This window comes from Pseudomonas sp., from assembly GCF_030698175.1.
Taxonomy (GTDB): Bacteria; Pseudomonadota; Gammaproteobacteria; order Pseudomonadales; family Pseudomonadaceae; genus Aquipseudomonas.
Genome location: NZ_JAUYNT010000010.1, coordinates 78,190 through 93,204 on the forward strand (window position 1 = coordinate 78,190; position 15,015 = coordinate 93,204).

Annotated in this window: 13 protein-coding genes; 1 reads left to right on the plus strand and 12 read right to left on the minus strand. The window is 55.3% G+C overall.

Going from position 1 to position 15,015, the window contains the following annotated elements; genetic code table 11:
- Positions 1 to 93: 93 nt before the first annotated feature.
- The 8 genes from Q8R10_RS04745 to Q8R10_RS04780 are packed head-to-tail and all read right to left on the minus strand — an operon-like array spanning position 94 to position 8,432.
- On the minus strand, positions 94 to 1,755 hold the full coding sequence (locus Q8R10_RS04745; RefSeq protein ID WP_305651499.1) for an SPOR domain-containing protein: 1,662 nt from the start codon (positions 1,753 to 1,755) through the stop codon (positions 94 to 96).
- A gap of 7 nt (positions 1,756 to 1,762) precedes the next feature.
- Positions 1,763 to 2,869 (minus strand): 3-dehydroquinate synthase, encoded by a 1,107-nt coding sequence (gene aroB, locus Q8R10_RS04750; RefSeq protein WP_305651501.1) that lies wholly within the window; start codon positions 2,867 to 2,869, stop codon positions 1,763 to 1,765.
- A gap of 49 nt (positions 2,870 to 2,918) precedes the next feature.
- Positions 2,919 to 3,437 carry a shikimate kinase AroK gene (aroK, locus tag Q8R10_RS04755; protein WP_305651503.1) on the minus strand — a complete coding sequence of 173 codons (519 nt, stop codon included), beginning with the start codon at positions 3,435 to 3,437 and terminating at the stop codon, positions 2,919 to 2,921.
- A 4-nt stretch (positions 3,438 to 3,441) separates the two neighbouring features.
- The gene (pilQ, locus tag Q8R10_RS04760; RefSeq protein ID WP_305651505.1) at positions 3,442 to 5,556 is read right to left on the minus strand and encodes a type IV pilus secretin PilQ; all 2,115 of its coding nucleotides are present in this window, start codon (positions 5,554 to 5,556) and stop codon (positions 3,442 to 3,444) included.
- 47 nt (positions 5,557 to 5,603) lie between these two features.
- Entirely contained in the window at positions 5,604 to 6,137 is a 534-nt protein-coding gene (locus Q8R10_RS04765; RefSeq protein WP_305651507.1) for a pilus assembly protein PilP, read from the minus strand.
- Positions 6,134 to 6,799 carry a type 4a pilus biogenesis protein PilO gene (gene pilO / locus Q8R10_RS04770; RefSeq protein ID WP_305651508.1) on the minus strand — a complete coding sequence of 222 codons (666 nt, stop codon included), beginning with the start codon at positions 6,797 to 6,799 and terminating at the stop codon, positions 6,134 to 6,136. The genes Q8R10_RS04765 and pilO overlap by 4 nt, the downstream gene beginning before the upstream one ends.
- Entirely contained in the window at positions 6,796 to 7,368 is a 573-nt protein-coding gene (locus tag Q8R10_RS04775) for a PilN domain-containing protein (protein WP_305651510.1), read from the minus strand. The genes pilO and Q8R10_RS04775 overlap by 4 nt, the downstream gene beginning before the upstream one ends.
- Positions 7,368 to 8,432 carry a pilus assembly protein PilM gene (locus Q8R10_RS04780; protein WP_305651512.1) on the minus strand — a complete coding sequence of 355 codons (1,065 nt, stop codon included), beginning with the start codon at positions 8,430 to 8,432 and terminating at the stop codon, positions 7,368 to 7,370. The genes Q8R10_RS04775 and Q8R10_RS04780 overlap by 1 nt, the downstream gene beginning before the upstream one ends.
- Positions 8,433 to 8,615: 183 nt before the next feature.
- Between Q8R10_RS04780 and Q8R10_RS04785 the strand changes: the two genes are divergently transcribed.
- Positions 8,616 to 11,027 (plus strand): penicillin-binding protein 1A, encoded by a 2,412-nt coding sequence (locus tag Q8R10_RS04785; protein WP_371133291.1) that lies wholly within the window; start codon positions 8,616 to 8,618, stop codon positions 11,025 to 11,027.
- Between the two features lie 125 nt (positions 11,028 to 11,152).
- On the opposite strand, the gene Q8R10_RS04790 is transcribed toward Q8R10_RS04785, so the two are convergent.
- The 4 genes from Q8R10_RS04790 to rpmE all read right to left on the minus strand — a co-directional run bounded on the left by Q8R10_RS04790 (position 11,153) and on the right by rpmE (position 15,003).
- On the minus strand, positions 11,153 to 12,421 hold the full coding sequence (locus Q8R10_RS04790; RefSeq protein WP_305651516.1) for a malic enzyme-like NAD(P)-binding protein: 1,269 nt from the start codon (positions 12,419 to 12,421) through the stop codon (positions 11,153 to 11,155).
- A gap of 103 nt (positions 12,422 to 12,524) precedes the next feature.
- Complete coding sequence (locus tag Q8R10_RS04795) at positions 12,525 to 13,964, minus strand: M48 family metalloprotease (RefSeq protein WP_305651518.1); 1,440 nt, start codon at positions 13,962 to 13,964, stop codon at positions 12,525 to 12,527.
- On the minus strand, positions 13,961 to 14,749 hold the full coding sequence (locus Q8R10_RS04800; protein ID WP_371133292.1) for a thermonuclease family protein: 789 nt from the start codon (positions 14,747 to 14,749) through the stop codon (positions 13,961 to 13,963). Before Q8R10_RS04800 ends, Q8R10_RS04795 begins: the two co-directional genes overlap by 4 nt.
- Positions 14,750 to 14,787: 38 nt before the next feature.
- A complete protein-coding gene (gene rpmE, locus Q8R10_RS04805) occupies positions 14,788 to 15,003 on the minus strand; it encodes a 50S ribosomal protein L31 (protein WP_305651522.1) in 216 nt (71 codons plus the stop codon).
- Positions 15,004 to 15,015 lie beyond the last annotated feature (12 nt).

Below are 15,015 nucleotides of genomic sequence, written 5' to 3' on the forward strand. Positions count from 1 at the left end.
ATGTCGCCCATACAAAGGCGATGACCCGCTAGCCGTGTTAGCGACTAGCGGGTCATCAATCTAAAGCAAGCGGCGAGCCAGCGGCCAGAGCGACTACTTTATTTCCTGCTGAACACTGGCAACTGTGCGCGGCCAAGGCTTACTAGCCTTGACCTTGGCCGGCAAATTGTTAATTGCCGACTGCGCCGCTGCGCGCGAGGCGAAGCTGCCATAGGTCACCACATAGATGGGCTTGCCCTGCAGCAGCTTCTTAAAGTAGTGGTAGTCCGCACCCTGCTGGCGCACAAACGCCTGCGCATTCGCCTCAACACCAGTACCCAGCACCTGCACAACATAGTGACCAGGTGCCTGGGAGCCGTACCAGCCCGCACTTGCAGCAGCAGACTTAGGTACAGCAGCGACTTTCGCCGCAGTAGCCACCTTAGCCGCAGCTACCGGCGGCTTTTCAGTCGACTTGACCGCCGCGCCTGGAGTAACCACTGGTGCAACTGGCGGCTTGGATGCAGCAGCGATCACCGGCTTAGTCACAACTGGAAGCTCGGCTTTGGCAATTGGCGGCACGGTCGCAACGGTCGGCGCAACCCGAACAGACTCAACCGCCGCGACAGTTGCTGCCGGAGCGCTTGCCACTGCAGCAGGTAACGCTGCGCTCGATTCTGCGGCGCCAGGCTCTTCAGCTTCAGCGTCACCAGCAGCCTGCGCGAGCGGCTGGCGAATAACCGGCTGCGCCTCACCCGCCAATGGCAAAGGTAGTGGCTGACTAGAACCGGCAAAATCTATCTTAGGTCCAGCCTGTGCCTGCCCATCATCAGCCACAGCCGGGCCAGCCGGACTTGCCGGCACTACAGCCTGATCCAAGGGCAACTGCGTAACCGTTGGCGCTGGCTGGCTGCTTTCGCTGCGGCCTTGCATCATCCAGGCCCCGCCCACACCTGCGGCCACCACCACCAACGCCAATAGATGCTTAATCGGCAACTTAAAACCCGCGCCAGAACCCGCGCGCTGAGCGGCGCCACGCTGCACCAGCATGGCGTCAATCAGCCCCTCGCGGGCAATATGATTAATGGCTCCCGGCCAGCCAGCCGATGCCAAATGAATGTCAGCGATCTGCCGATCAGAGAGCAACTCAATGCCCTGACCCGCACCCTCAAGGCGCTGGGCCAGATACTCGCGGGTTTCTTCTTCGCTGTAAGGTTGCAACTCGATTACGTGAAAGCACTCAGCGCCATCGGCATACAACTCAAGCCGCGGCACCAGATTCGAATCAGCAAACAAAAACACATGGGCGCGGCCATCGGCATTCCCCGCCGCCAGCGCCATCATGGCATCCAGCGAAACGTCATCCAGCTGATCCGCATCATCAACCAGCAGATACACCTCTTGCCCGGTTGCCACCAACTGCGCGACGCGCTGCAACACATCGCCCACATCAGCCTGCGGCACATTCAGACCCTGACTGATCAAGCGCAGCACACCGCCCGCCTCAACCGCACCGCGCGCCGAAACCACAACACTGTGGACCGACTGCTTATTGGTACTGGCCACCAACGCCTGACGCAAAAGGGTTTTCCCGCTGCCTTTAGGCCCGGTGACCACCAGCAGCAACTGACTGTAACGCGCCAAATGATGCAACTGCCCCAAGACCGGCTTACGCTGCGCCGGGAAAAACTTGAAGCCAGGGACCCGCGCAGCAAAAGGGTCGTGGCTTAGCTGGTAGTGGCCAAGAAAGGCGTCATCGGCATGCAAACTGGTCATAGAATTCTCATTCATTTCTAAGCTGATCGACCATGGCGCGGTAATCTGCGCGCAAGGTAGCGTCCAAAACTTCACGGGGAAAATCGCTCGTTACCACTGCAGCACCAAGGCCCTTCAGCAACACCAAGCGCAAGCGACCATCGAGCACTTTTTTATCAACGGCCATGTGCTCAAGAAAATTGTCTGGGGTCATTTCAGTCGGTGGCACCACCGGTAGTCCGGCCCGCAGCAGCAAGCGGATACCGCGATCTCGTTCCGCCTGCGTTATCCAACCCAATCGCTGTGACATCTCAAGCGCCATAACGGTTCCTGCTGCAACCGCCTCGCCATGCAACCACACGCCATAACCCATATGGGTTTCGATCGCATGACCAAAGGTATGACCCAGATTGAGCGTGGCGCGCAAGCCTGACTCGCGCTCATCCACACCAACCACGGCAGCCTTCGCAGCGCAGGAGCGCGCAATTGCCTCGCCCAACAAAACTTGGTCAAGCTCAAGCAGCGCATCAATATGCAACTCCAGCCAGGCGAGAAACGGCATATCGCAAATCAAGCCGTACTTTATAACTTCAGCCAACCCAGCTGACAGCTCACGCGCAGGTAAAGTTCGCAAAGTTGAAGTATCGATCAGCACAGCCTTGGGCTGATAGAAGGCACCGATCATATTCTTACCCAGCGGGTGATTTATGCCGGTCTTGCCGCCCACCGAGGAATCGACTTGCGACAACAAGGTGGTCGGGATTTGAATAAACTCGACACCGCGCTGATAGCAGGCGGCAGCAAAGCCAGCCATATCACCTATTACACCGCCCCCCAAGGCAATAACCGTAGTGCCGCGATCATGCCGCGCAGCCAGCAGACCATCAAAAATCAGCTGTAAGGTTGCCCAGCTTTTGAAGGCTTCGCCGTCGGGAAGAGTTATCGGGGTAACAGAAAGGCCAGCCAACACAGCCAACAAAGACTCAAGATAGAGCGGCGCTACCGTCTCATTAGTAACCACTGCCACTTGCCGACCGGCAATATGCGAAAGAAGTAAATCTGGGCGCGCTAGAAGGCCATCGCCGATATAGATCGGATAACTGCGCTCAGCGAGTTCAACTTGAAGAGTCTGCATGCGGCCCCCATTAGAAAGGGCGCTAGGATAGCGCAGATTTGCCTGCGCTTTAACGGGAAGCAAGCGTTTCGAGGCGCTCAATTATTTCTTGCACCACCAAACGCGGTGGACGCTCATCGGTTTCGATGACAATGTCCGCTATTTCACGGTACAGCGGATCGCGCACCGCCATTAGATCGGCCAATACTCTGCCCGGATCACTGGTGCGCAATAGCGGGCGGTTGCGGTCACGAGAGGTCCGATCAAGCTGCTGCTCGACCGTGGTATGCAAGTACACCACTCGACCGCCCGCGTGCAACGCCAAACGGTTTTCTGGCCGCAACACGGCACCGCCGCCAGTGGCAATTACCAGCCCTTCAAGCTCGCAGAGCTCAGCCAGCATCGCCTGCTCACGCTCACGAAACCCCGCCTCACCCTCAACATCGAAAATCCAAGGAATATCAGCACCCGTGCGCTGCTCAATTTCCTTGTCCGAGTCTTTAAAAGGCCAGCGAAGCTCTTTGCCAAGCAAGCGACCGATGGTGCTTTTACCTGCCCCCATCGGCCCAACCAAGATCAAATTTCGCACAGAATCAACGACTCACCGAAGCTGCCTGACTGTTTAGAATGCGCGGAGTCAGAAACACCAGCAGCTCGCTCTTCTGATCTTGAACGATATCCCGGCGGAACAGGCGTCCCAAGTAAGGCAGATCGCCAAGGAATGGCACTTTCTCAACCGATTTAATTTGAGTATTGGAGAACACCCCACCAATCACTATAGTTTCACCGTCGGCAACCAAAACTTTAGCATTAACTTCATTCTTTTTGATCGGTGGCACGCCATTAACCGCCTGAGAGAAATCAGGCTCATCCTTAGTGATTTTAACTTCCATAATAACTCTGTTGTCCGGGGTAATTTTGGGTGTTACCTCGAGAGAAAGCGCAGCCTCTTTAAACGACGTTGTTGTCGCGCCACTAGAACTTGCTTCCTGATATGGAATCTCAGTACCCTTCAAGATTTTTGCAGTTTCGTTGTCCGAAGTTACCACTTTCGGCTGAGAAATAACCTCGCCATTACCAGTTTTCTCCATTGCCGACAGCTGCAAATCCAGAATTAAATTATCAGTAATCATGCCAATACCGATACCAGAAGTGCTATTCACAACACCCAAATCTACAAATGGCGTAGGACTCTTGGCATCAGTTACAGGCAATGTACACTGCCCCTCAAACGGACCACAGCGACGATCTTTATCATCTTTAATTCCAATATTACCATTCTTACCAAAGCCTCTAGCCTCACCACTTTGAAAGGTCCCACCCCAGCGCACACCCAGGCTCTTGTCATAGTTAACTCCAGCCTCAACAATCCGCGCTTCAATCATCACCTGACGAACTGGAATATCCAATTGAGTGACGATCCGGCGCAGCTCATCGATACGCTCCTGAGTCAAGGTCACAATCAAACTATTGGACCTGTCGTCAAATATGACATTACCTCTCATCTCATCCTTAAGAACGCCTTTCTGCGCATCGTCCTCATAGATTTTTGCTATATCGGAAGCCTTTGCATAATTTAGCTGAATGATTTCCTTGCGCAACGGCGCCAGCTCAGCAACTTGCTTATTTGTTTCCAGCTCCTGACGTTCGCGCGCGGCGATCTCATCGGCGGGTGCGACCAACAACACATTCCCTATTTTACGCTTATCCAGACCCTTGGTCTTCAACACCAGATCCAAGGCCTGATCCCAGGGAACATTCTGCAGACGCAGCGTAATATTGCCCTGCACCGTATCGCTGGCCACCAAGTTTAAATCCGTAAAGTCTGCAATTAATTGCAGCACCGAACGGACATCAATATCCTGAAAATTCAGCGAAAGCTTTTCCCCCGAATAAGCAAAGCTCTCAGCCTTACGCTTATCCTTCTCCTCCTTATTTAGCGGCTTAATGCTAACAATTAATTTACTATCAGTCTGATATGCCAAATAATCATACAAGCCAGTAGGCTCAATACTAATTACTGCCTTATCACCCTGACTTTGTGCATTTACAAACTGCACCGGGGTGGCGAAATCCTTCACATCCAGACGTACACGCAAAGCATCAGGCAGCTGCGTTTTAGCAAACCCCAAGGTTATTTTCCCACCTTGATCCTGAATATCTGGGCTCACCGTCGGATCCGAAAGTTCAATTACAACATTCCCCGCCCCCTGCTCACCTCGCTGAAAATCAACACTTTTAATTGCCTTCGCAGTAGACACATACGCCTTTGGCGTCGACTTAATCGGCGCAGCAACCGCCGGCGTCCGTACCGACGAAGCACTGGCAGCGCCATCACCAATCACCACAAATAAATTATTACCTTCGACTCGCGTATTATAAGCAGCCAAATTGGTTAAATTAACAATTAAGCGCGTGCGGTCCCCCGCCTCGACGACCGTGACACTACGTGCATTACCAACGCCAAGCTCGCGATTCTTCGCACCCAACTTATTTACAACCCCAGGCAAATCAAGCGCAATACGCGCGGGCTGCTCAATCGTATAACCCTTCGGAACTGCAACCGGCTCATCAAAAGTCAATTTCAGCTCAACTTTATCGCCAGGTAACGCAGCAACATCAAGCGCCTGAAGATCCGCAGCAAACAATGACTGCGACATTGAAGCCAAGAACAGTGAAATACTTAGGCGCGACAGGGTGTTTTTCATTGTGTGATTCCGTTGTGCTGACCGGTAATTGTTGTTCATAGTAGACCTTACCCTTTCGTAGTCTCACTGAGCGCAAGGCTACGTGGGCGCTCTAGCCAACCACCTTCGCCGTCGGGAACAATTTCAACCATATCAATTTTAGATTCATTGATAGTCAAAATTCGTCCATGATTGGTCCCCAGATAGTCACCCACCTTGACCCGATACACACCACCCGCCCCCTTTACCAATGCAAAGACACCAGTAGCACCGGAAAGAGTCCCTACCATTTGAAAGGCTTCGAGATTGAAACCCTCAAGAAATTGCTTAACCCGCACATCATCAGGCTTTATATCTTTTGAACCTTTCTGCTGACTCGCAACATCGATCTTAACTGGCTTCTGAAAAGGGCTGCGCATCCCTCCCGCCTGATAGGTAAAGGGCTCATAAGGCTGAAATTGCGGCAAGGGTTCAATCGAGCCCTTGGGGCGCGCACGGACCTCATCCATATAAGCCTGAAGATCGTTGAATTCCCGACTTGCATCACAACCACTCAACGCAATCAGAAACGCCACACACAAAGCGACCTGGGCATAATTCATTTTTTTAGCCCCTTGCCATTAGCCGGTAAACCCTTAGCATTAGCCGGCAAACCCTTATCATTATACCTATACGTTTTAGCCAAAATATTCATGCGCAACCTTGATGCGCTATCACCGCCATCCGGCTTTAACTCAAAATCATGCAATGTCACAATCCGTGGCAGACTCGCAACAGCACTGGCAAAAGTAGCCAAATCTTCATAACGACCCAAAACGCTTATCTGAATTGGCAGCTCGATGTAAAACTGCTGAGTAACTTCCGGCAGCAACTTGATTTCTTCAAATTCCAAGCCGCTATTGAGGCCGGTACGCGTCACATCCTCAAGCAGGCCTGGAACCTCAGTATCGCTAGGCAATTGACGCAACAAACCTGCGAATGAAGACTCCATCTCAACCATCTGATTTTTATAAGCATCTAAATTTGCCGCCTGAAATGCCTTGCTTGCAAACTGCTCCTTTAGCGTCACCTCCTCCGCAGCCCGCCGCTCAAGATCGGCCTGCCTATCCTTAAGCTGAAACTGGTAGCCAAGGCCAAGCACTGCAATCAACAGTAAAAAACACGCAATCGCCTTTACCGCCACAGGCCAAGAACCAATGTTATTCACATCAAGATCAGACACATCTAGTTTTTTTAAATCATTGAGAGCGTCGGCAAAACTCATTTTTTAGCCCCCTGCACTTCAACAATCGGCAGTGTTTGCTGCACGCTCAACTGAAAGATATTCGACTGCCCCATTTCTCCGGGCGTGTCCGCTTTAACTTCAGTCAAATTTGGCGTCATCAACCAATCTGAACCATCGAGATTACGCATCAAGCTTGAAACACGATTATTCGATTCAGACGCACCAACAATCGCGATATTTTTACCGGTCATTTTTAACCCAGTAAAATACACACCATCAGGCAGCGTGCGAATCAACTGATCAAACATCCGACCAATGATAGGTCGATTGCCTTGCAAGTCCTGAATAATTTTCATCCGTTCCAGCAACTGCTGACGACGAGTTTTCAGCTCGCTGATTTCTTTGATTCGCGCATCCAGCACAGCAATTTCTTTGCGCACAAAGTCATTGCGCGCACTTTGCTGCTCAATTGCACCGCTCAGATACTGATCACCAAGGAACACCACGCCAGCAGCAACAATCAACACGCCCGCGAGCGTTACGAGAAATCGCTGCTTGCGCTCCTCGCGTAACTGCTCACGCCATGGGAGTAAGTTAATCCGCGCCATTAGTCGAAACTCCTCATCGCTAAACCGCACGCGATCATCAAGGCAGGCGCATCGCTAGCCAAGGCACCGGCGTTAACTTTACTGCTCAAGGCCATTTCAGCAAACGGATTGGCCACCAGTGTCGGCGTGCCTATTTTCTGCTGAATCAATCGATCCAAATCAGGAATAGACGCGGTGCCGCCAGCCAAAAGAATGTAGTCCACATCATTAAACTGACCCGCCGCAAAAAAGAACTGCAGCGAACGTGAAACTTGCTGCACTACAGCTTCTTTGAACGGCTGCAACACTTCGCTGTCGTAATCGTCAGGCAAGCCACCTTGCTTCTTGGCTAAACCCGCCTCCTCAACCGACAAGCCATAGCGGCGCTGAACTTCTTCGGTAAGCTGCTTGCCACCAAAGAGCTGTTCGCGGGTATAGATGGTTTTGCCGTTATGCAAAACGCTAAGCGTAGTCATGGTCGCGCCGATATCGACGACTGCAACGGTCAAATCATCCTGACCATTGCTCAGTTGCGAAACCAACAAACCATAGGCGCGTTCAAGCGCGTAGGCTTCAACATCAACAACTTTTGCAGTAAGACCGGCCAAGGCCAAAGCAGCCTCGCGGACTTCAACGTTTTCTTTGCGGCAGGCGGCCAACAAAACCTCTATCCGCTCAGGATTACGCGCAGAAGGACCTTGAGCCTCGAAATCAATCGCAACTTCTTCAAGCGGATAAGGGATGTACTGATCAGCCTCAACCTTGAGCTGGTTTTCCAACTCATCGTCAGAAAGGCCAGCTTCCATTTCGATGGTTTTGGTGATCACGGCAGAGCCAGCGACTGCGACCGCAACAAACTTGACGCCCGTTTTGGCTTTTGCCAACACGCGGGCGAGCGCTTGCCCCACTCCCTCAAGCTCTGCAATGTTCTTCTCGACCACTGCGTTTGGTGGCAGCGGCTCCACAGCGTAGGCCTCTACCTTGTAGCGGCTGCCTGAGCGACTCAGTTCAAGGAGCTTGACCGAGGTCGAACTAATGTCGATCCCCAGCAGCGTGTTCGCTTTCTTATTGAAGAGCCCTAGCACGACTGATTTCCTATCTGCATCCGCGACTTACGGAGGATTTATGTTTTTTTACATTAAATAACAGTCTTGACAGAAGCGCAAATGGCTACCTAGCAAAAAACCCGCTTATAATGTGATCAGTTTCGTTTTTCAGCTTCAGCTTCCGCTTAACTCATTCTTTTATCTGGAAATCCAAGAATCTTGATGCGCTTGCTTAAGTTTATTTGCTGGTCTGGATTCGCCATTTTTTGCGGGTTGCTACTCAGCATCAGCGGCGCGTACCTCTATCTTAGCCCCGGCCTGCCATCCGTCGAGTCACTGCGGCGCATCCAATTGCAGATCCCACTACGGGTCTTCAGCAGTGACGGCAAGCTGATCGCCGAATTTGGCGAAATGCGCCGCAGCCCGATCCGCATTAATGACGTTCCGCCCGACTTTATCTCCGCCCTACTTTCTGCCGAAGATGACAACTTCGCCAACCATTATGGCGTCGACCCCAGCAGCCTGATGCGGGCCGCCTCGCAATTATTGAAAAGTGGTCATATTCAGTCAGGCGGCAGCACCATCACCATGCAGGTGGCGAAGAACTTTTTCCTGAGTAGCGAGCGCAGCTTCTCACGCAAAATCAACGAAATCTTGCTGGCATTGCAGATTGAGCGTGAGCTGAGCAAAGATGAAATCCTCGAGCTTTACGTCAATAAGATTTATTTGGGCAATCGCGCCTACGGCATTGAAGCCGCAGCCCAGGTCTATTACGGCAAATCGATCCGCGACATCAGCCTGGCGCAAATGGCCGCCATCGCCGGCTTGCCCAAGGCACCATCGCGGTTTAATCCGCTGATTAATCCGACCCGCAGCAAAGAGCGGCGCGACTGGATTCTCGGCCGCATGCTCAAGCTGGGAAAAATTGACCAATCCCGCTATCAGGCCGCCATCAGCGAGCCAAGCAACGCCTCTTATCACGGGCCAACACCCGAACTCGACGCCCCCTATATTGCCGAAATGGCCCGTGCCGAAATGGTCGGCCGCTATGGCAGCGATGCCTACACCGAAGGTTTTCGGGTAACCACTACGGTTTCCAGTGAACTCCAACAAGCGGCCAGTAACGCGGTGCGCACAGGCCTACTGAGCTATGACCAGCGCCACGGCTACCGTGGTCCGGAAACTCGCCTGGTCGGAATGACCCGCGAGTCCTGGCAAGCCGAGCTGAGCAAGTACCGCTCAGTCGGCGGGCTTGAACCGGTTATCGTGACCCAGGTGGAAAAAAGCGGCCTGCTGGTCATCAATCGTAGCGGTGCCGAGGAAGCCGTGAGCTGGGACAGCATGAAGTGGGCACGGCCTTTTCTTGGCCCAGACAGCATGGGCGCACGCCCGCAACAACCGGCCGACGTCGCACACATTGGCGACCTTATTCGCGTGCAACGCCAAGCCGACGGCAATCTGTTGTTCAGCCAAATCCCCACAGCGCAAGCAGCCCTCAGCTCGCTCGACCCGCAAAACGGTGCGATCCAAGCCTTGGTTGGCGGCTTCTCCTTTGAGCAAAGCAATTACAACCGCGCCACCCAAGCCAAACGCCAGCCGGGCTCAAGCTTTAAGCCCTTTATTTACAGCGCAGCCCTGGATAACGGCTTCACCGCCGCCAGCCTGGTCAATGACGCGCCGATTGTGTTCCAAGAAGCCGGCATGGAAGAAGCGTGGCGGCCGAAAAATGACAACAACACCTTCCTCGGCCCCATCCGCCTGCGCGAGGCGCTGTACAAGTCGCGCAACCTGGTTTCAATTCGCGTACTACAAGCCATAGGCATCGATTACGCCCTGAAATACGTCGCCCGCTTTGGCTTCAACAAGCAAGATTTACCGCGCAATTTCTCGTTGGCACTGGGTACCGCTAACCTAACCCCGCTGGAAATCGCCACCGGCTGGTGCACCTTCGCGAACGGTGGCTACAAAGTTGCGCCCTACTTGATTGCCCGTATCGACAGCCGCGAAGGCAAGCCCCTATTCGTCGCCAATCCACCCAGCGTGCCGCAAAACACGCCACCCGCTGAAGCCAGCGATGAGGACATCGACACAACTAGCAGCGCAACACCCAGCTATGAGCCAGCGGCAGCCGAGCGCATCGTTGACGCCCGCACCGCATTTATCCTCACCAGCATGCTGCAGGATGTTATCAAGCGCGGCACCGCCCGCCGCGCACTGGCGATGGGCCGCAGCGACCTGGCCGGCAAAACCGGCACCACCAACGAATCTAAAGACAGCTGGTTCTCCGGCTTTAACGCCGACTACATGACCACCGTCTGGACCGGCTTTGATCAACCCGAAAGCCTCGGCCGCAACGAGTTTGGCGGCACTGTCGCGCTGCCGATCTGGATGAATTACATGAGTGCGGCACTCAAAGACAAACCCGCCCACATGCTTCCCGAGCCGCCCGGCATACTCAGCCTGCGGATTGATCCACTGACCGGGCGCACCGCCGCGCCCGGCGCGGAGAATGCTTATTTCGAGCTATTCAAGAGCGAGGATTCGCCACCGGCAATGAGCGAACTGGATCCCAACCAAAGCGCGCCTGGCAGCCCTTTACCGGAAGACGAGGCAACACCCATCGATCTGTTCTGAGCCAAAGAAGCAGCAGCGTCACGGCCCGCAGATGGACTAATCAACGCACACAAAAAAACCGCTCACCGATGAAAGTGAGCGGTTTTTTTAATTGCGCTAAGGGTTAGCGCATCCAACTGCGGCCATTAACCGTTGAACACATCATCAACGGATTGCAGCGGGTAGTGCTTCGGGTAAGGCAGAGTCGCCACACCGCTCTCAATCGCCGCCTTGGCCACAGCATCGCAGACCACGGTGATCAGACGCTTGTCCATCGGCTTCGGAATGATGTATTCGCGGCCGAACGATAGGGGCGCGCCACCATAGGCGTCGCACACGTCCTGCGGCACCGGCTGCTTGGCCAGGTCACGCAGGGCCAGGGCCGCTGCGATCTTCATCTCTTCGTTGATGCGGGTCGCGCGAACATCCAGGGCGCCGCGGAAGATGAAGGGGAAGCCCAGCACGTTATTGACCTGGTTCGGGTAGTCCGAACGGCCGGTGGCCATGATCACATCGTCACGGGTGGCATGAGCCAGGGCCGGGCTGATTTCTGGATCAGGGTTAGAGCAGGCGAACACAATCGGGTTCGCCGCCATGCGCTTCAGGCCGTCGGCCTCCAGCAAGTTGGCGCCCGACAGACCAACAAACACGTCAGCACCATCCAAAGCATCAAACAGGCTGCGCTTGTCAGTTGCGTGGGCGAACACCGCCTTGTACTGGTTCAGATCGTCACGACCGGCGTGGATCACGCCTTTGCGGTCGACCATAAAGATGTTTTCGATATTGGCGCCCATGCTCACCAGCAACTTCATGCAGGAAGTCGCGGCAGCGCCGGCGCCCAGGCAGACGATCCTGGCTTCGGACAGGGTCTTGCCGACGATTTCCAGAGCGTTGAGCATGCCTGCCGCGGTGACGATGGCGGTGCCGTGCTGGTCATCGTGGAATACCGGAATGTCGCACTGCTCGATCAGCGTGCGCTCGATCTCAAAGCACTCGGGCGCCTTGATGTCTTCCAGGTTAATGCCGCCGAAGGTGATGGAAATGCGCCGCACCGTGTCGATAAACGCCTGCGGGCTCTCGGCTTCCACTTCGATGTCGAACACGTCGATGCCGGCGAAACGCTTGAACAGCACACCCTTGCCTTCCATCACCGGCTTGGACGCCAGCGGGCCAAGATTGCCCAGCCCAAGGATCGCCGTACCGTCTGAAATGACCGCGACCAGATTGCCCTTGCCGGTGTACTTGTAGGCCAGCTCGGGGTCACGGGCGATTTCGCGCACCGGCTCAGCCACACCCGGGCTGTACGCCAGCGCGAGATCGCGAGCAGTCGCAGTAGGCTTGGTCAGCTCGACGCTGAGTTTCCCCGGACGGGGCTTGGCGTGATATTCGAGAGCGGCCGTTTTCAGATCAGACATGGTGGCATTTCCGCTTTTTGGGGCTGTTATACAGACGGGGGGACGAGGATACGCAAGATGCCGAAACCTCACAAGACCGATCAGTCAGCCTATTGAGAAGGCTCTAGCGCAAGATTTTGAGCCAGTCACCCGGACGTGACTCGCCACTTGGGTAGAGCCCATTAAGTAGTCGCAAATTCAGCTCTGGGTCATCTTGCAGCTTGCTCTCCTTAGCCAGCGCCGCCATGCCCTGCCCTGCCTTAGCTTGCTGCAGATGCAAGCGCAGCGGCTGTGCCAACTTCAATTGCGCGGCGGGCAAGGGGCGAAAACTGCTGATCATCGCCATAAACTTATCGTCTTCGCTGTCCAACGAGGCGCGGCCTTTAACCGCACCGACAAACACATAGGCGCGCGGGCCCAGATAAATAACCGCCACCCGTTTGGCGCTAACGCCAGGAATTATTGCAGTGTAGCCCTGCAAACCACTTTGCTGCAGCGTTGCGTCCTGCACCAAGCGTTGACCGCCGACTTTCTTGCGCAACCACTGTTCTGGGGTCAAAGCTGAATTGGCCGGCTCCACCGTCATCGCCATAAAGGCCTGCTGATCCGCCGCATGGGCGATCAGCGCATCCGCTCGATTCAACAGCGTCCAGCCCTGCGGATAACTCAGGGAGAAGCCTAAATCGGCATGATAAAACTGCTGACCACGGCGCACGCCAGTGGCGGCCGAATCGCCAAAGGGCAAACCCTCGAGATGCTGCAAAAACTGCTCGCGATTGACCTCCTGATGCCCGCTGACCAGCGCGCTGGCGGGGCCTACCACCTGCTGCAGACGCTGATCGTTAGCGGGGTGACTATCGAACACACCGTGATAACTGCTCTCCGGTACCGCCTGGCCGCGCTTAAGCGCCTGATCGCGGGCGAACAGTTCCTGATTCTTCAGCACTTTGATGACTTCAATCATCGCCTGCGGGTCATAACCACTGCGCGCCAGGTACTGTGCGCCGAGGCCATCGGCCTCCAGCTCCATGTCGCGGCCATAGCCCTTGGTCACCACCGAGCCCAAGGCATTGGTCACATCGGCCGCCGCACCAACGCCGGTGCCGATGGCGACTGCCTGACCGAGAATGCCCCAGGCGCTTGCCTGGCTTTGCTGCTGCACGCTGTGCCGCGCCGTGACATGGCCGACCTCATGGCCCAGCACGGCGGCCAACTCGGCTTCGGAGTTCAGGTACGCAAGCAAGCCACGATTGATATAGATGTACCCCCCCGGCAGGGCGAAGGCGTTGATATCAGGCGAGTCGACCACCGTGAAGTGGTACTGCAAATTACTGCGATGGCTGTGCTTGGCGACCCGCTCGCCGACTTGCTGGACGTAGGCCTGCAATTTCTCGTCGGCATAGCGCGGATTTTCCTTGAGCACTTGCTGACTGTAACTGCGGCCCATCTCCAGCTCTTGCGACTCGCTCATCATCACAAAATCGGTACGGCCGGTGGCCGGATTATGCGCACAGCCCGCCAGCAGCCCGAAGCTGCAGAGTAAAATGACAATCCGTAACGTCATGGCAACACCTCAAGCATCGCAGCTGCGGTCAAGGGCAACATCCAGCGCGCCTGACCTTTCTTTACCGAGCCACGCTGACTGCGATCAATGACCCAGCCGCGCGCTTGAATATTTCGTCCAACCAAATGTTGCAGGCCCGCCAAGTCAAATTGTGCGAGGGACTTCGGCGCTATATGCAGCACCAGCGGCCCGTCCACTTCAAGCCAGACGCCGCCTCGGTTGCGCTCAACGCTTGTCACCCGCGCGGCCACCAAGGCAAAACCACCCGCAACCAACTGCTCCGGTGTTTGCAGTGCAGATTTACCCCACAGCCCCGCATGGGCGTCACGGGCAACCCGCTCGGCCGCCTGCTGGCAAACCACCAAAGCGGTATTAGGCGCCACCGCCACCAGATAGCCCAAGCCCTCTTCGAGCAACCGCGCCTCGAGGTTTTGCCCCTGCCGATCATAAGCATGGGCCAAGGTGCGAGCGTAGTGATCGCGCGACTCGCGACCCAGCTGCAAGCTGATGCGCCCACCACTGTCATTCACCAGCGCTTGCAGACGACTGCGCGCCGCCTCGGCGAAGGCTTCGGTATTGCGACCATGGTGGGCCAGCTCGGGAGCATTAATGCCGATCAAGCGTACGCTGCGACCGTCAACCAGCTTCAGCGTGTCGCCATCCACCACCCGCTGCACGTCGACCACTGGCAAGCCGCTCGGCGCCGGGCAAAAGGCCAGCGCCGGCCAGGCGCAAAGCACAGAAACGAAAAAGGCGCCCGCTAGGGACGCCTTTTTCAGTCGCATTGCACCACTCATAGGAGCGGGCGTTGCTAAGCGCAATCTTAGGCTTTGGAGCCGAACACACCGAAACGCTGCTTGAACTTGTCGACGCGACCACCGATGTCCAACACTTTTTGCTTACCGGTGTAGAACGGGTGGCATTCCGAGCACACGTCCAAGCTCAATGGCTTGCACAGAGTCGAACGGGTTTGGATTACGTTGCCGCAGCTGCAGGTAGCAGCAATGGCGTCGTATTGCGGATGGATTTCAGCTTTCATGGTGTATTCCTC